Here is a 16,604-nt window from a genome sequence, read left to right on the forward strand (position 1 = left end):
TTTATTCCTGTTTAATGACTTGAAATGCAAATTGAATAATGCCTATTTGCCGTAAACTATCCATGGCCATGACAACAGCTTCGTGTTTTGAATCTAAGTCAGCTGCAAAAATAACCTGAACATCCTTAGACTGTTCAAACGCTTTTTGAGCCTGTTCTTTTATTTCTTGTAGGGTCATCAACTTTCCGTTGAGTAGATACTGATTATTGGCCGTAATACCCACTGACAAAGTTGTTTTAGCAATTGCGTCAGCACTAGACGTTTTGGGTAAATTAACTTCTAAAGCTTGCTGCACCATCATGGGGGCGGTTACCATAAAAATAACCAATAAAACCAAAACTACATCCACAAAAGGTGTAATGTTGATTTCAAATAAACCTTCATTGTTGTCGTTTATCTGCATTGCCATAGCAATTTAGTCCTGTAAATTTTGATAGGTATTCTTCATGGCAACAAGCCGCTCTAAAACAAAATTCATTTTTTGTTTAAAATAATTAAAAGCAATCACCGCAGGAATGGCTACCAATAAACCTACTGCGGTCAGAATAAGTGCCTCAGCCAGAAGAAACATTATTTTATTGGTGTTTTGTGAATTAAGCGCTAAATCACCAAAAGCATTAATAATTCCTAATACTGTTCCAAACAAACCAATAAACGGTGCAGTTGCCCCTAAGGTTCCTAAAACAGAAAGACCTTTGTTCATGCTTGGTTTTTCTTGCAGCGTAAATGTTTCAAAGGCTTTTTCTATTTTATTCTCTTTTTTTTCCTCAGAGATAAATACATAAGCTTTATGCCAAAGTTTATTTGAATGTTTAACTCCTTCATGATCAAGTTTCATAAATTCATTATTCCACTCACCACTGGGTAAATCTTTAAGAATATTCGTAAAATATTTTTTACGATCAAACATAATTGCAATTGACCAAACCGATAAAACAAACAATACAAGCAATACACCTCTAGCCAACCATTCAATAATTATCATCCATACTGGCATAATCTATGTAACTCCTTCTTAAATATTGCGGGTTATTAAAATTCAAAACCCTTATATTTTTTATGATCTATGTATTATATTATTCCATGGAGAATTCAAGTCTCTTAAATTATCTTTGTTTAATTGATTTGGCCCAAAAATTTTATCAGGGTTAAATAGATCTTGTGGATCAAACAATTGTTTGATTGTTTTATACAAAGGTAAGAGTTCTTTTTGATATTCAACAACATACGGTGCTCTTAATAAACCGTCACCATGTTCACCAGAAATACTTCCTTGATAAGCATCAACCAAAGCATAAACATCCTGCATAAGCTTATTTAAATATATATCAATATCATCCCCTACTTTAATCCATGGATTCACATGAATATGTCCCATACCAATATGTCCAAAAATTGGTCCCAGACAGTCATGTTTTTGTAAAATTTTTTTAAGATCAATAATATAATTTTTTAAAGACTCAACTGGAACCACTGTATCTTCTATACAGCGTAAGGGTTTTCTATTTTTATTGTGTTGATGCAAAATCGGTGACGCTTGTTTGCGCATACTCCAAAACTGATCAATATCATGTGCATTATCTGTTTCATAAACCAGATCAAAATTTTTATCTTCTTGTGTTTGAACTCTTGCTTTTGTTTCCCACTGTGCGCACAGTATTGCATTATTTTCACCTTTAATCATTGCTTTAAAAAAACTGTATTGACTAGATAATGCTTTTAGCAACCAAGAGTCCAATAACTCTAGCGCATCCGGCTGGTAGTCATTGAGTATTGTATTAACGGAAGCTGCGGCTTCTTCAATAGTTTTAAAGCAAAATATTCTTAAATATTGTTTTTGAGGTAATGGAACTGTTTTTAACTGTAAACGTGTTACAAAACCCAAAGTTCCTTCAGTTCCAGCAAAAAATTTTTCTATGGACGGTGGGTCTGTCAACAGTGCATTAAAGTTATAACCACTTGAGTTTTTTTTAAGTTGCCTAAGGTTTATATTGTTTTGCTTAAAAAACTGAACCGTTTGTTTTACAAGATTTAAAAAAACATCTTCTTGTGAGTGGCTGTTTACTATTCTTAAGTCATTTAACAGTAAATCAAAAGACTGTACGTGATCTTTAGTACTTCCATATTTTAAACCGAAAGGTCCCGCGGCATTACAAGCAAACATCCCGCCAAGTGTACAATAATCAGAAGACCCTGGGTCAGGTGCAAATTTTCTAGAGTATGGTTTTAAATATTCATTCAATTGCTTTAGCGTAACACCAGGTTCTACCCAAACATAATCATTACTTTCATCAAAAGAAGAAATTTTATTCATAAAACGACTACAATCAACGATCAAACCTTTGCCTATGGCTTGTCCTGCCACACCAGAGCCTGCTCCTCTGGGAGTTAAACTTATTTGATTGTTTTGACAAAACTCAACAATAAGCTTTAGATCCTGACTGTGTTTTGGATAGGCAAGCGCTTGAGGCTTTATAGAAAAAATAGATTGATCTAAGGCATAGTCTTGTAAAATTTTCCCACTCCAAAACAATTCACCTTCTAAAGTTTTTTGTAATTGTTCCCAATGAATACTTAGGGTCATAGATCTTGTTCAATTAATTTAGATTGGCTTTGATCATGTTTTTTTATACGTTTAAGGAATTTTTCCTCTAACTGTTGCTGAAGTTCATGAACTTGCCAAGCTTCTTTATCAGGCACTGAAATTTTGCCACCAGCAATTAAAAGATGTCCTCCGCCGGTTCCTCCAAAACTTTTCATCAATGCTTTCATCAATTTTCCAGCATCTTTTCTGACATTGGTTGTTCTGATAGAACAGTGCAAGTTCCCTTGATACTGTCCTGTACACAAGGCCCAACTACAACCTTCAGCTCTTAAAATTAAATCAGCTACTTCTGGAACAATGTCTGGTGAGTCAACATCGGATAGATGACTGACCAAAGCACTGCCAACCCAATGTGCCTTTTGCAAGGCGTGCACTAAATCTTTAAAATATTGTCCTGAAACTCTAGGGTTTACAATTTTAGATAATAGTTTTTTATTAGCCAAAGGAAAAAGTTTTAAGTAACTCTCAATATCAACCGCATATGCTTCCCTACCCAGATCTTGAGTTTCTGATTTTATTCCATATAACAATGCAGTCGCTAAACTTTGATCAATTTGCAAGTCAAATTTGTCTAAATACTCACATAAAATACTCGCGGTAGCTCCATAGTCTAAGCGTATATCAACATAAGGAACATCTTTGGTTGCTTTAATTTTAGGATGATGATCAATGACCAAATCTGGAACAATGCCATCAGGGAGCGCATTGTTTCCGGTTGTGGGTTGGGTATCACACATGGCAATTTTATCGTATTTAGAGAACTTAACTTTATCAACCGGGATGAGTTTTAACTTTAAGTATTTAACCATATGAGCATTTTCTGCTCTGCCAATAATACCACCATAGGCAATGGTGGTTTTTGCTTTGCCAAGGACTTGTGCTATATGAGCCAATGCCGCTGCACTTGAGATTGAGTCTGGATCAGGATGGTCATGGGTTAAAATCAATAACTTTCCACCTTGAGGAAAGTCATCAAAAAAACGCTCTAAAATACTTAATTCAATTTTTGAAAAAGTGTTACTCACAGTTCCTAACTATCCAATGCATAAAAAATATGCAAGTTGCGATCTTATATCAATCAAAGTTATTGTTATCATGCAAAATTATTTATTTTTATGGCTTTTACTGGTCACCTAGGTTGATTCTATGTAAATTAAATTCATGACTGATGCAATACAGAGAGAAGTTTTAGACGTTGATTTTTTATTTGTAGGGGCTGGCCCGGCTAGTCTTGCCGCGGCCATTCGCTTGGCGCAAAATATAAAGGACCATAATGAAAAAAATGGAACTTCTCTTGAACCGATGATTGCAGTGATAGAGAAAGCTGCTGAGTTAGGTGGACATCAAGCTTCCGGAGCCGTATTTAATCCACAACCCTTATCAGAATTATTTCCTGATTTTCTTGAACAAAACTGCCCTGTAGAAGCTCCTGTTACTAAGGAGAGTGTGTATTTTCTTAAAGAGAAAAGTTCTATTAAGTTCCCTATCATTCCTCCACAGATGCACAACAAAGGCAATTATGTTGCTTCATTATCAAAATTAACCCGTTGGTTGGGTGAGAAAGCCACTGAACTGGGTATCAATATATTCAATGGTTTTACCGGTAATGAAGTATTATATGAAAACAATAGAGTTATTGGCGTTAGAACCAAAGACCAAGGCATCAATGCCAAAGGTGAACAAAAACCCAATTTTGAACCAGGTGTAGATATAAAAGCCAAATGTGTTGTTTTTGGTGAGGGTGTCAGAGGTTATTTAACCAAACAGTTGATTCCAAAATTAAACTTACAAAACAAGCAAAACCCACAAGTTTATGAGACTGCGGTTAAAGAAGTTTGGCAGTGTAAACCAGGAACCGTCAAACCTGGAAGTGTTATTCATACCATGGGCTACCCATTGGATCGTAAAACTGTGGGGGGCACCTTCATCTATGGTTTTAAAAATGATGTCTTAACCATAGGTTTGGTCGTAGGCCTAGATTATCAAAACTCTCACCTTGAACCCTATCAAGAATTACAACGCTTAAAAGCCCATCCTTTAATTTCAAAAATGATTGATGGTGGCAAACAACTATCGTATGGCGCCAAAGCCATTACAGCTGGGGGTTATTATGCCATGCCGCAACTTTATTTTGATGGTGGCGTTTTGGTCGGTGAAAGTGGCGGTTTATTAGATATTGCAAAACTTAAAGGTATTCACCATGGCATGCGTTCTGGCATTTTAGCCGCTGATCAAATTTTTTCTTTGTATAAAGATGAAAAAGATTTTACAGCTGATCACTTAGCACCTTATCAAGAGGCTTATTTAAAAAGCAAAGAAGGTAAAGATTTATACAAAGCCCGTAACTTCCACCAAGCTTTGGCCAAAGGCTTACCAGAAGCCTTTTTACATATTGGTATGCAACAAATTACTGGTGGCCGCGGTCTCATTGACCCCATGCCAGCTCATCTTGATAGAGAATCATATTTACCAATTGCCCAATCTCCTGCTATTGATTATTCAAAAAAACAACATCATGTTGATAAATTAACCTCCGTTTTTAACGCAGGCACCATCCATGAAGAAGACCAACCTTCGCATTTAATCATTGGAGATACGTCTATTTGCTATGATCACTGTGATGATGAATATGCTGCACCCTGCAATAGATTTTGCCCAGCCAATGTTTATGATTTACAAAAAGAAGGTGGCCATAAAAAAATGGTACTCAACTTCACCAATTGTGTGCACTGCCAAACTTGTGACATCAATTGCCCCAAAGACAATATTTCATGGACACCACCAGAGTCTGGCGGCGGCCCACGTTATGAAAACATGTAATTGATTTAAATCTTAAGAAAAAAGCTCTCTTTCAATGATCCACCATTGATCATGTCAATATTCATATTATCCAAGGCAAGAGAAGTATCTTGGTGGTATTGAGCAATCAAACCCTGATAATATTCATGAATCTGCCCAAAAACATATGATATAAAAAATACACCACTTGCAAAATATAATTTTAACAAATTAGATATAAAGGTAATATATTATCTCTCTTTATAGTATTAGTCATTCAATGTAGAAGGTTGTTCTTCGTGCAAATCAATCTTGGCCAGTCGATGTTCATTTGGCATGGTAAACCGATCAAATAAACGTGTGTCAGGATTTCTATAGTTACCATTTTTAGTGTTACCAATGCTCTTCATATAAACTTCTGCATAACCAATGTTTGATTTTAATACACCATAGGGTCGATCAGGACTTAAATAATCAAAATCATGATTAAATCGCACTCTTAACCCATACTGACTGTTTTCACTGACACAATAAATATAGCGTTGCGTAACATTTCTATCAATGACCGTATTAAAATAGTGCCATGTCTGTAAGTCTTCACACTCCAGAATATCACCAAAAACAGATGCTGTTAATGTCCAAAAGTGGCGTTGCTCCCAAGCGTGGTTTTTAAAATTAACGTAGCGTTTACCAAGATGAAACAATTGAACCTCAACCGCACCCAACTCAGCATTACTTGCGCCATAAAACTTTTGATTTTCTTTTGCAAAAGCATTGATGCTTAATAAAATACCTGAGATTAAACTGATTTTTACTATTATTCGTTTAATTGTTTGCATAGAATATCCCCAATACTCGCGTTTCATAACATTTGTTGTGCATCATGTCAAATCTTAAATCTTTTATCACCCGCTTGTTGATTTAAGCTATAATTTTAAATCTATAGCACTAAAAAGCTTGATATTCTTTTCATTTCCAGCGATAGTGCGCGCATGAGCGATCCTGTGAAAAATACAACCCCAGATAACTTTAAACCTGGACTTGAAGGCATCCCCGCCTGTAAGTCTTCTATCTCATTTGTTGATGGCATCAATGGTGTATTGGAATACCGTGGATTTTCAATCAAAGACCTTACAGACTCATGCACATTTGAAGAAGTTTCTTATTTATTATTAACGGGCAAACTACCTCAGCAGTCAGAATTAACAGATTTTATTTCTAACCTGAATCAGCGCATGTTTATTTCTGAAGAAATTCAAAAAATAATTTCACTTTTCCCATCTCAAGCGCATCCTATGAGTGCCTTGCAAACCGGTATTGCAACATTGGGTATGGTGAGTCCTTACCCAAAGAAAGCTACTCCAGAGGATATGTGGAAAGCAATCTATACTTTGATTGCCAAAACATCCCTAATTATTGGAGCATTTTACCGGCACCAACAAGGTATGGCTACTCTTACTCCTGACCCCGAGTTGGGGATAGCAGGAAATTTATTGCTAAGCTTTACCAATAAAGAACCCTCACATTATGAACGTAGAGTAATGGATGCTTGTTTAATTTTACATGCGGAGCATACACTCAATGCATCTACGTTTACTGCACGTGTTATTGGTTCAACACTCAGTGATCCATTTGCAATGATCGCAGGTGCTGTTGCTTCCTTAAAAGGCCCTCTTCACGGTGGTGCTAACGAAGCCGTGATGGATACCTTACGTCAAATTGAAAATGTTGATCATGTGGAAGCCTTCTTGGACAATAAAATTCAAAACAAACAAAAAATTATGGGCTTGGGTCACAGAGTTTACAAAACCAAAGATCCAAGAGCTGTCATTTTACAAGACTTGGCCAAAGATTTGTTTAAAAATGCTGATGGTTTACTTGCCATTGCTGAAAAGTTGGAAACCGAGGCTGAAAAACGTTTAGCTACAAAAGGAATTTACCCTAACGTAGATTTCTACTCTGGCTTGGTTTATTACCAATTGGGAATTCCTCAAGAATTTTTCACACCTATTTTTGCTGCAGCCCGTGTCAGCGGTTGGTTAGCTCACTGGGTAGAGCAATTGGAAGACAATCGTATTTATAGACCAAGACAAGTTTACACCGGTGATCATAACAAAACCTTTGTTCATATCCAAAACCGATAAAAAATTTAAAGCACTTTTTAATAAAGTGCTTTAAATGCACTACCTTTAGTGATTTACTGGCACTCAATTTACCGTTTACTCAGTTTTTGTTCTAAAATCCTTTGTCCACCCGATGGATATGAATAATAAACGTTAACAAAAAGGTTTTCACCTTGGATCATAAATACCCAAACACCATTATCAATAATACCTGCCGGTATATCTTTCTTAACTTCACAGGCTTGATCAACATCTTCAAGCTTATGACAAGATAAATACTTAAAGACCGCAAGATCACTGTATTTATAATTCATGATGCGTGCTTTAATCCAGTTAGGTAGTTGTTGCTGTGCCAATTCCTGGGTATAAACTTTAATATTGTTATCAGACCAAATATGTTGTTCATTGATAAACTGCCACTGTTCTTGAACTTGACCAATATCCAAAGTACCTTCTATACCCTGATCATTTTTAAAAAGATTAATATAAACTTCTGTACCTGTTTCACCTAAGGTTGGTTTTCCCCCACCAGTAGGATCTGAACTATTGGTCATCACTTCTCCTTGCCATTTTCCCAACAAAAATGAGTAATCTTGAGGAGTGCTTTCACTACTACTTAAAACAGCATCGCTGGTACTTTGCTGTTTATTCAAACTATTTTTTTTGCTAGCTTTACTGGCACAGGAAGACAATAAAAAAACAAAACCTAGACTCAAAAACCATACCACTAGCTTGTATCTTAAAATAATTACTTGTTTTGACATTTTTTTACCCTCTTCTTTCCCATTCACAACAGTTAGGAGGACAAACCTCTCTAGCCGGATAGTTACCAATTGCTAATTTTTTATTTTTTTGCGGGTACAACACTTCCTCCACCAAATCCACCAACATAGAAACAAATATGGGATGTGTGCCCGGTGTTAATACTCTAATAAAATTTATCTTTTGTTCTGCGGCTATTGTTTTAGCTTCCATATCAAGATCATAGATCACTTCCATATGATCTGAAATAAAACCAATGGGACAGACATAAAGATTTTTTATCCTGCTATCTTCCTGTGAAAGTTGCCCAATTCTCTCACATACATCGGGTTCCAACCAAGGAATGTGTGGCGATCCACTCCTGCTCTGATACACCAGTTCCCAATTTTCCAAACCTAAAAATTGAGCAACCAAGTGACAACTCTCTTCTAGTTGTAGGACATAATCGCTAGAATTGGCCATGGCCATGGGAATACTGTGGGCAGTAAATAAAACTTTAGTATCTGCTTGTTTATAGCTTATACCATGATTGTTTTCCTGTTCTTTAAAACGCTCAACAATACATTCAATAAATTTAGGATGATTGTAATACTTTCTTAAAACCTCATATTCAAAGTTATCAGATTGTTCTAAGTCTGCTTTTGCTTGCTCTAAGTTGTTTCTATATTGCCTACATCCTGAATAAGATGAAAAGGCTGATGTAAACATACATAAAGTTTTTTTTCTATGGTCTTGAACCACTTTTTGTATGGTTTCATGTATATAAGGTTGCCAATTACGATTGGCAAAATAAATAGGAAGATCAATTTTTCTTTTTTCTAATTCTCTTTTTATACACTCAATCAATGCCAAATTTTGCTCATTGATGGGGCTTTTACCATCAAACAAGTAATAATGCTCTGCTACCTGTTTTTTTCTCTCTTCACTAACCGGCTTGCCTTTAAGTACATTATTTAAAAACGGCATGACATCTTCATTTTTTTCCGGTCCACCAAAAGAAACCAACATCAAAGCATCAACAGTTAATGGGCTCATACTTTTCCTCTAGCACAATTGATTAAAAATGAACACTTTATGTCACTTCATAAACAGCAACATAATCTACATGTGCGACAATTTATCATTTGAATTTTCAATTATTTTTGAATATTCAGAATACTGCCCATGAAAAACAAACAACAAATTCTAATTCTATCTCTGGTCTTCTTTTTAAGCTCCTGTACAACCAACAAGATTTTAAAAGAAACCAATCAAAATTTGGAGCAATTGAATGCATCAATTGATGAGAAATTTAACAAAATGTCTCAACCTATGAATGATATTTCAAGAAACTTTGCTGAGATGTCTAAAACCATCAATAGTTTTTCTAAATTTACGGAAGATGATGGGATGATAGATCAACTTAAAAATGTTTTAGCACAAATTTCAGCCCTTGATATTGGCAACTCTGTCAATACAATGCAAGAAACCATGGAAGCTTCTTTAGGTCTAATGGAAGGCATTGATCGTATAGGAGGTGCTGAAGGTGTTATGGTTCAATTAACACTTGGCTATACCTTAGGTGTTCAAATACTAGAGGTGTTTAAAGGCTATGCTGGTATTGAAACAGAAGGTGACATAGAGCAATACTTGCTTGCTATTCAAACCATCTTAAACTCTACAAAAGATAGTGTTAATCCAATGGTAAAAAGTATAAGAGAATCTATACAGACACTTATTAATCTTAAAGCACAAGAGTACGACCTTAACCTAAATGCACAAATTGAGCAGGCAAAAACGCTTGAAAATGAACTTTTAAAGGCTGAATCGGCTTTAAACGAAGGAATTGCTTTTGTTGAATATTATCAAACCGATCGGTCCATTGATATTACAGAGCTAAGTCCTCAACAATTAAAAGATTTTCAAGAAAAAGCAACACAATTGGCTACATTTTATAATCAACATGCTAAAGAAATTGCTTCCCTGCAAAGAATTTGGATGGAATGGCCAAATGATAATGAAATGATTGCTGCTGTTGAATAAATATTTATGGTAAAGTAAAAAAACTACACATGGATAAAACACAACACAATAACAAATCAGTTGATCTTTTAGTTTCTACATCAAATTTAGAAACATCTCCTCAAGCAGCTTTGATCAACGAACAAGAATTGATGTTTTCTAATATCATTGCTGATCTGGTTGAGCAATGGGGATTTAAACGGCTTTTAGGGAAAGTATGGGCGTTGCTTTATCTCAGAAAAACTGCTCTAAGCCCCATTCAAATTCAAGAAGCCTTTGCTATCTCTGCGGGTAATGTCAATACCATTTTAAAAGAATTGCAACAATGGGGTGTGGCCAAACGGGTTAAAGTACCCAGTGATAGAAAGTATTATTATAAAGTGGATGAGCACTTATGGCGTTCTATTGCCAATGTTTTTAAAGCCAGAGAGCTGCGTATCTTAGATGATGCTATTGAAGGTTTAGACACCCTTGAAGCCCAACTAAAACAAAAAAACACCTATCAAGCATCACAGGTTGAACATGTTAGTAAAACCTTACAGATTGCCTATCAATTTTCTAACCTTGCGGTTAACGCACCCATTGACAAAATGAGTAAGTTAACCACATTGGTCAAAATCTTAAGAAACCTTTAAGCAAAGCTTTGATTTCATATCTTAACCATTTAATTTTATTAAATAAAAAACCCCTTAAACTGAAAAAAATTTAAGGGGTTTTTAGTTTAAAAAATAAAGTTAAGCTTGAATTTGCTTTTTAATTTTTTGTAGACGCTCAGATAACTGGGATGCATCAGTTTTAATCAATGTTGCACTGATACCCCCCATTTTCTCGATAGAGCGAATGGCACTGGTAGACAATGTTAAGGTAATATTGCGTTTTGCTTCTGGAATATAATATTTTTTAGCTTTCAAATTGGGTAACTGTCTATGCTTGGTTTTATTGTTAGCATGACTGACTCTATTCCCTGTTAATGGTTTAATTCCGGTTATTTCACATACTCTAGCCACTTTACTGTCTCCTGAAACTTTCTAGTTTAACGCTTACAATTGACTTGAAAAGTCTTTTCCTTTTGACTTACTCAGTTTTTTATCTTCAATAAAAACAACATGTTTTCTTACTTTTGGGTCATACTTTTTAATTTTTAATTTTTCTGTACTGGTTCTCTTATTGCGCATGGTTGTATAAAAATACCCTGTTCCCGCTGTTGACAATAAATAAACAATTTCACGCATGATTCAATCCTTTTTAGCCCTATACCTGCTTTAAGAGTATTTAACCCTAAAATTAGGTCATAAATCTAGGCCTTACATATAAAATTACAAACTGCTGGCTTGATTTACTTTAATTGACAAAAAAATCAAGCTAATAATGCATTTTTTGTTTGCATTTTATATTTTCTTGCGTTAAATCAGCTCTCCTAATGGCAAAAACATCAAAAATAGCACAAAACAATCATAGAATTGATCTTGTTAAAAAATATCAAACCAAGCGTGAGGCTTTAAAAAAGCTTACCACTGACTTAACCATTCCTCTTGAAGAAAGAATGCTTGCTAGTCAAAAACTAGCTGCATTGCCAAGAAACTCGGCTCCTTCTCGTGTAAGAAACCGTTGCTTACTCTCTGGTCGTCCAAGAGGCAATTATCGTAAGTTTAAGCTTTCAAGACTAATGTTTAGAAAATTGGCTTCTGAGGGGCAAATTTCAGGCGTTAGAAAAGCTAGCTGGTAACACAAGCTTCATATTAAATAAAAACAGTTCTAAAATGAGGCAAGCTTTATATATCTAAAGCTTGCTTTTTTATTATGTCACATGCATTAACACTTTATTACAACCCATCCTGCAGCAAATGCCAAAAGGCGGTTGAGTTACTTGATCAATTGAATTATGCTTACCATACCATTGATTACCTAGAAAACGGCCTAACCCAACAAGAAGTACATAATCTTATCCGCGTTCTTAACCTTAGGGCAGAAGACATTATTCGTAAGGATGATTTAAAAAAATATGATTTAAGCCCAGATATTCTCTTAAACCATGAAAGTATTGTTGCTACCATAAGTAAAAAACCAGCCTTATTACAACGCCCTATTCTGCTTTTTAAATCTGAGATTGGCATTATTGCGCGACCTCCAGAAAAAATAATAGCATTCCTAAAATCTTTAAAGGCTTAATTTTTAAATATTTTCAATTGCTTATTGTTATTTGCTCAAGCTTTATATTATTTAATTTTTTTTTATCTTCTTGGCTCAAAAATATGCTTTGGCACCATAATCGTTGTAACGAAACAAAGTGAAGTGCAATACAGGAAGACAAAGTATAGATTTTAATTTCATGACTCAAAACTTGATGAACGCGCTGTACTAAATCTGCTTTTATCTTGGGTTGATAAACCCCACATAAATTCAGTTTTTTTGCCGTTTGAGGAAACTGCCTATAATGAGGCAAGAAATTATATGGCGCATAAACAGCAAGGTTCAGTATTTGCGCCAGCTCATTGATATAAGGACCCCCCTGCATATGCAAAGAGCTGAGCCATAATTCACATTGTTTTTGTTGGGTATCCTCGGGCTTTAAAGCTGCTAAAATGGCTTCATGATTTAAAGATGGATCAATCACAATGGTATGACTTACACTTCTTACAATCAGTGTGTTGGCAAAACCTGGTTTGCTAGGTTTAATCTCTTGTAAAGCAAGCTTTGCCATCAAGATACTTTATCTTAATTCAAAAAAGTTTGATAGTTCATGGAAGAAGATTATTTTTATGAAAAGCGAAGGCCTTGTAGGTTCTAGCCCAATCAGCCGAGTGTTCATAAAAATAACACCTGTCCTAAATCTTTTTTAAAGCATTATAACGGCTTTATTACGCTTTCCAAGGCAATAGTACAATAGGAGCTTGCTGATCAATTTTAAGCAACAAAACAAAATAAGAATAGCCTTGACTGCTGTAGCGTTTTTGTAAATCTACACTTATGGTTTCAGCTTCACCAAGAGCATGCATTTGCTTTGAGTTTAAAGCAATTTTACTGGTTTTAACATCAAACTCTAGCACTCTATCCTGACGTCCATTGTGAGCATATTGTTTTTGCTCAAGGTTAAGAATATTTTTAACCTTTTGATTGCCTGTTTTGGGATCAAGGCTGGGTTTAACATTTTTATAACTTGAAGGAGTAATATTTCTAACCACACCTGAAAATGCTTTGATCACTCTTTTAGCATAATCAACTTCAATCAAGATATCTCCATCACGTAAATTAAATGCCACCACATTATTGGTATTGCTGGTTGAACTATAGTACCTGTCCTGTACTTTATACTCTTTGCTCCAAATTTCATTATGTCTTAAAACTTTTGCATCCACTGAAACACTTAATAGTAAGATAACCCAAACAATCTTTCTTAATTCTTTAATCATTTTCACATACACCTCATTTCCATACATACTTGTTTATATATGCAAAAACTGTTCCACAAAAAAGACTAATCTTTTCAAGTGTTTAACATAGAAACAAAGTGCTGAATTTTAGGCACTGCGTTATATTCACGCCAGAAATAAAGTAAATATGGCAAGGAGTGGTAGCGACGAGCAGATTTGAACTGCTGACCTATGGCTTATGAGACCATCGCTCTAACCAACTGAGCTACGTCGCCACAAAAAGATTGCTCTTCATAACACAAGCAGACATGCTAAGCAAAACTTTTACATTTTACCTTAGCTTTAGGGTATAAATGGCACCTTCTTGAGTAAATAAAAAGACTTTATTTTTATAAATTACAGGATGACCAATTAAATTTCTCCTGTGCTTGTATGTCCACAAAAGCTTACCCTCATTGCTATCAAGCACATAGGTATTGCCTTTTGCATCTGAGAGTAACAGCAAAGCATTGTACTTTGCCATAGACAACCAAGAATTGGTCTTAACTTTGGATGTCCACACAACTTGACCCGTGTTTAAGTTTACTTTTTCTACACTACCGTCCCACAGTGGGAAATAGGCATGCTCCTGAGTCAATACAGGTAGCGCATAGGTTCCTAAATTACTGGTTTCCCAGACAATATCACCAGATTCATTGTTTTTTAACATTGCCTTGGACTTGTATTGGGACATATAAACATACTGATTAAATTGTTTATGCGCGGATAAACCTTCATTTTTACTTTCAGAAAATTCGGTGTTTTCTCCCACAACCTGACCATTTTCTAAATTAAGCCGTATCAATCTACCATCCAAAAGTGGAAATTGACCTGTTTTTGTTTTTAAATCAATGATTGGAGCCGCCCACAATCCTGTCATGTTTTTGGCCTCATAAAACTCTTTTTCGTATTTCCAAAGTTGTTTTCCTGAGGACTGATCCAATGCTAAAACACTATCTTGAGCTGTTGTTATATAAATAAAGCGATCATCACCAGCAACTGCACCAATGGCAGCTTCCGCTATATCACTCATCCACATTATTTTTTTGGTTTTAAGGTTGATACAATAAACTTGACCTTTAATGGTTGCCACAAATAACAACTCATCCTTTACATATGGCGCACTATCAACTTGTGCCGCTAATTTATAGCGTTTAACAATTCTTTGTTTATTAAGATCGTAAACAGCTATTTTACGTGGGCCAAGCGCAAAAAAAACAAAGTTTTCATGCTCAACAAAAGATCCTAAGCCCAAATAATTGCTTTTGAATCCGGTTTTAAGTCCGGAAGCAACATCCTTTTGTTTGACTAAAGTCAGCGGTGCTTTTGTACAGGCCTGCATAAATAGCATCTGCAACACCAAGCCTAAAATGTAAGTTTTTTTAAACATAAGCATTAAAATGTATGAAAGGTAAATATTCCCATAATTGAAATTGCATTAAATGATATCTCATCTACATTAAGTAAATTTAAAACATCTTGTTCTTGATTTTCACCCAATAAAAACCTGTACATAAACTCAATATCAAAAGAAAACCTATCTTTAGCATAAAAGCTTCTTAAGCCCACTGAAACAGGTACTTCAAAGCTAAAGGGAAAAGCTAATGCTGTTTGAGCATCTTCACCAAAAAAGTGATACCCCCCTATTCCCGCTGAGATATAGGGTTGAAAGCGTTTTTTATCAAAAACATAACTGGCTCTTATGACTTGTTCAGAAATTCCAGCTCTTGTTAGTAAAGGCTCCGCACCTGATACTGGGTCAGGTGAGTAAAATCTAAACCCTGAAACTTGATAAAACACTTCTGCAATTAAATTTTTACTTAAATGATGTCCAGCCATCACACGGAAAGAAATGCCATGTTTTCCCTTTATATCATCCCCACCAGCAACCAACTGTGTACTTCCAAAGCCAATTCCTAAAGTAAGATTAGGACGATCTAAATATGTTGTTTTTTGTTTGGTCAGTTCAAAAGCGTGAGCACAACCCAAGCATAAGATTAGGCTAAAAAAAATGTATTTCACTAAGCTCGCCTTCAACTTGCTATGTCCTAAATAATTCAAATTATTGCGCACAATAGATTTTCACTTTATCAATAAATGAAGACTCTGGATAATTCTCAGAAAAATTAGCACATAAATTATTAAGCGCTTCTTGCTTGTTGTTTTGTTTGTAAAGCACAATCAAGTTCCAAGTATAATAATCTTTTAGTGGGAGTTTCTCCATCTCCAAAATTTGTTTGTATATATTTTGCGCTTCTTCTAGTTGCCCTTGTTTAGAAGCCAAATTAGCCAAAGACTCCATTGCCAAAACCTTTTGATTTTCTGGCAAATTTTCTTTAGCCAATTGAAAAGATTTTTTTGCCTCATCACTTTTGTTAGCATTCATATTTTCAACACCAGCATACATATAAGCCATACCTACAATATCTGCTTTTTTGTATTGATCGATAAACTGGTTTATTTTTTCAACCTTATCCTTAGGATTATCCAAAGTTTTTATTTCAGCCTGAAGCTCAATAAAAGCATCCATAGCCACAACATTATGCTTATCATTCAATGATTTTTTGTAACTTATGCCCACAGCAACCAATATTATAAGTGCAACAATTGCTATGATTTTTTGTTTATGTTCTCCAAACCATCCTCCAATTGAATCCCAAAAGTTTTCAAATTGGTCAGGAGCTTTAATCTCATCCCTAAACTGTTTTCTTTTACTTCTTGCCATCGCAGCTTCGTAACAAGAGAACGCTTAAATGTCTATTTTTTATGCTGATTGCATTACCTCATTTTCAAATCAATTGAATAAAATAATTAAAGCTCTGTGGTACCAAGGGGGAGATGCGAGCAAAGCGAGCCAAACAACAAACGAACCCTTGGTTCGATTCCCCGCTACTTGTTAATATCAAGCCAACAGCTATAAACATG

20 protein-coding genes and 1 tRNA gene are annotated in these 16,604 nt (G+C 35.2%); 6 read left to right on the forward strand and 15 right to left on the reverse strand.

All coding sequences use genetic code 11. The features are described 5' to 3' along the window. Position 1 precedes the first annotated feature (1 nt). The 4 genes from PKC21_01645 to PKC21_01660 are packed head-to-tail and all read right to left on the reverse strand — an operon-like array spanning position 2 to position 3,630. Complete coding sequence (locus PKC21_01645) at positions 2-409, reverse strand: biopolymer transporter ExbD (protein HMR24035.1); 408 nt, start codon at positions 407-409, stop codon at positions 2-4. A 6-nt stretch (positions 410-415) separates the two neighbouring features. After that, positions 416-997: a MotA/TolQ/ExbB proton channel family protein gene (locus PKC21_01650; protein ID HMR24036.1), complete on the reverse strand. Its 582-nt coding sequence runs from the start codon at positions 995-997 to the stop codon at positions 416-418. Between the two features lie 60 nt (positions 998-1,057). Further along, the gene (locus PKC21_01655) at positions 1,058-2,584 is read right to left on the reverse strand and encodes an FAD-binding oxidoreductase (protein HMR24037.1); all 1,527 of its coding nucleotides are present in this window, start codon (positions 2,582-2,584) and stop codon (positions 1,058-1,060) included. Continuing rightward, positions 2,581-3,630, reverse strand: a complete 1,050-nt coding sequence (locus PKC21_01660; protein HMR24038.1) for a DHH family phosphoesterase — start codon at positions 3,628-3,630, stop codon at positions 2,581-2,583. The genes PKC21_01655 and PKC21_01660 overlap by 4 nt, the downstream gene beginning before the upstream one ends. A 136-nt stretch (positions 3,631-3,766) precedes the next feature. Here PKC21_01660 and PKC21_01665 point away from each other — a divergent pair, with 136 nt between their 5' ends. Continuing rightward, positions 3,767-5,425 carry an electron-transfer flavoprotein:ubiquinone oxidoreductase gene (locus PKC21_01665; GenBank protein HMR24039.1) on the forward strand — a complete coding sequence of 553 codons (1,659 nt, stop codon included), beginning with the start codon at positions 3,767-3,769 and terminating at the stop codon, positions 5,423-5,425. A gap of 227 nt (positions 5,426-5,652) precedes the next feature. On the opposite strand, the gene PKC21_01670 is transcribed toward PKC21_01665, so the two are convergent. Next, positions 5,653-6,222, reverse strand: coding sequence for a hypothetical protein (locus PKC21_01670; protein ID HMR24040.1), 570 nt, complete (start codon positions 6,220-6,222; stop codon positions 5,653-5,655). Positions 6,223-6,387: 165 nt separating this feature from the next. Between PKC21_01670 and PKC21_01675 the strand changes: the two genes are divergently transcribed. Then, positions 6,388-7,527 carry a citrate/2-methylcitrate synthase gene (locus tag PKC21_01675; GenBank protein HMR24041.1) on the forward strand — a complete coding sequence of 380 codons (1,140 nt, stop codon included), beginning with the start codon at positions 6,388-6,390 and terminating at the stop codon, positions 7,525-7,527. A gap of 68 nt (positions 7,528-7,595) precedes the next feature. Here PKC21_01675 and PKC21_01680 read toward each other — a convergent pair whose 3' ends face one another. Then, positions 7,596-8,270 carry a hypothetical protein gene (locus PKC21_01680; GenBank protein HMR24042.1) on the reverse strand — a complete coding sequence of 225 codons (675 nt, stop codon included), beginning with the start codon at positions 8,268-8,270 and terminating at the stop codon, positions 7,596-7,598. Between the two features lie 4 nt (positions 8,271-8,274). After that, on the reverse strand, positions 8,275-9,303 hold the full coding sequence (gene hemH / locus PKC21_01685) for a ferrochelatase (protein ID HMR24043.1): 1,029 nt from the start codon (positions 9,301-9,303) through the stop codon (positions 8,275-8,277). Between the two features lie 129 nt (positions 9,304-9,432). Between hemH and PKC21_01690 the strand changes: the two genes are divergently transcribed. Beyond that, on the forward strand, positions 9,433-10,290 hold the full coding sequence (locus tag PKC21_01690; protein HMR24044.1) for a hypothetical protein: 858 nt from the start codon (positions 9,433-9,435) through the stop codon (positions 10,288-10,290). Between the two features lie 29 nt (positions 10,291-10,319). Further along, a complete protein-coding gene (locus PKC21_01695) occupies positions 10,320-10,904 on the forward strand; it encodes a hypothetical protein (GenBank protein HMR24045.1) in 585 nt (194 codons plus the stop codon). A gap of 99 nt (positions 10,905-11,003) precedes the next feature. Here the strand turns inward: PKC21_01695 and rpmB are convergent, their stop codons facing one another. Together rpmB and rpmG are read right to left on the reverse strand one after the other, a co-directional pair. Beyond that, positions 11,004-11,276, reverse strand: coding sequence for a 50S ribosomal protein L28 (rpmB, locus tag PKC21_01700; GenBank protein ID HMR24046.1), 273 nt, complete (start codon positions 11,274-11,276; stop codon positions 11,004-11,006). A gap of 33 nt (positions 11,277-11,309) precedes the next feature. Then, entirely contained in the window at positions 11,310-11,501 is a 192-nt protein-coding gene (gene rpmG / locus PKC21_01705) for a 50S ribosomal protein L33 (protein HMR24047.1), read from the reverse strand. 188 nt (positions 11,502-11,689) lie between these two features. Here rpmG and rpsN point away from each other — a divergent pair, with 188 nt between their 5' ends. Together rpsN and PKC21_01715 are read left to right on the forward strand one after the other, a co-directional pair. Further along, positions 11,690-11,995 carry a 30S ribosomal protein S14 gene (rpsN, locus tag PKC21_01710; protein ID HMR24048.1) on the forward strand — a complete coding sequence of 102 codons (306 nt, stop codon included), beginning with the start codon at positions 11,690-11,692 and terminating at the stop codon, positions 11,993-11,995. A gap of 74 nt (positions 11,996-12,069) precedes the next feature. Continuing rightward, positions 12,070-12,438 (forward strand): glutaredoxin domain-containing protein, encoded by a 369-nt coding sequence (locus tag PKC21_01715; protein HMR24049.1) that lies wholly within the window; start codon positions 12,070-12,072, stop codon positions 12,436-12,438. A 13-nt stretch (positions 12,439-12,451) separates the two neighbouring features. Here PKC21_01715 and PKC21_01720 read toward each other — a convergent pair whose 3' ends face one another. The 6 genes from PKC21_01720 to PKC21_01745 all read right to left on the reverse strand — a co-directional run bounded on the left by PKC21_01720 (position 12,452) and on the right by PKC21_01745 (position 16,404). Next, positions 12,452-12,970, reverse strand: a complete 519-nt coding sequence (locus PKC21_01720) for a hypothetical protein (protein HMR24050.1) — start codon at positions 12,968-12,970, stop codon at positions 12,452-12,454. Between the two features lie 157 nt (positions 12,971-13,127). Beyond that, on the reverse strand, positions 13,128-13,685 hold the full coding sequence (locus tag PKC21_01725; protein HMR24051.1) for a hypothetical protein: 558 nt from the start codon (positions 13,683-13,685) through the stop codon (positions 13,128-13,130). A gap of 153 nt (positions 13,686-13,838) precedes the next feature. Beyond that, positions 13,839-13,915 (reverse strand) — tRNA-Met (locus PKC21_01730). A gap of 56 nt (positions 13,916-13,971) precedes the next feature. Beyond that, positions 13,972-15,069, reverse strand: a complete 1,098-nt coding sequence (locus PKC21_01735) for a PQQ-binding-like beta-propeller repeat protein (protein ID HMR24052.1) — start codon at positions 15,067-15,069, stop codon at positions 13,972-13,974. 5 nt (positions 15,070-15,074) lie between these two features. Continuing rightward, positions 15,075-15,701 (reverse strand): hypothetical protein, encoded by a 627-nt coding sequence (locus tag PKC21_01740; protein HMR24053.1) that lies wholly within the window; start codon positions 15,699-15,701, stop codon positions 15,075-15,077. Between the two features lie 40 nt (positions 15,702-15,741). After that, positions 15,742-16,404, reverse strand: coding sequence for a tetratricopeptide repeat protein (locus tag PKC21_01745; GenBank protein HMR24054.1), 663 nt, complete (start codon positions 16,402-16,404; stop codon positions 15,742-15,744). Positions 16,405-16,604: the final 200 nt, after the last annotated feature.

Source organism: Oligoflexia bacterium (genome assembly GCA_035326705.1).
GTDB lineage: Bacteria > Bdellovibrionota_G > JALEGL01 > JALEGL01 > JALEGL01 > JALEGL01.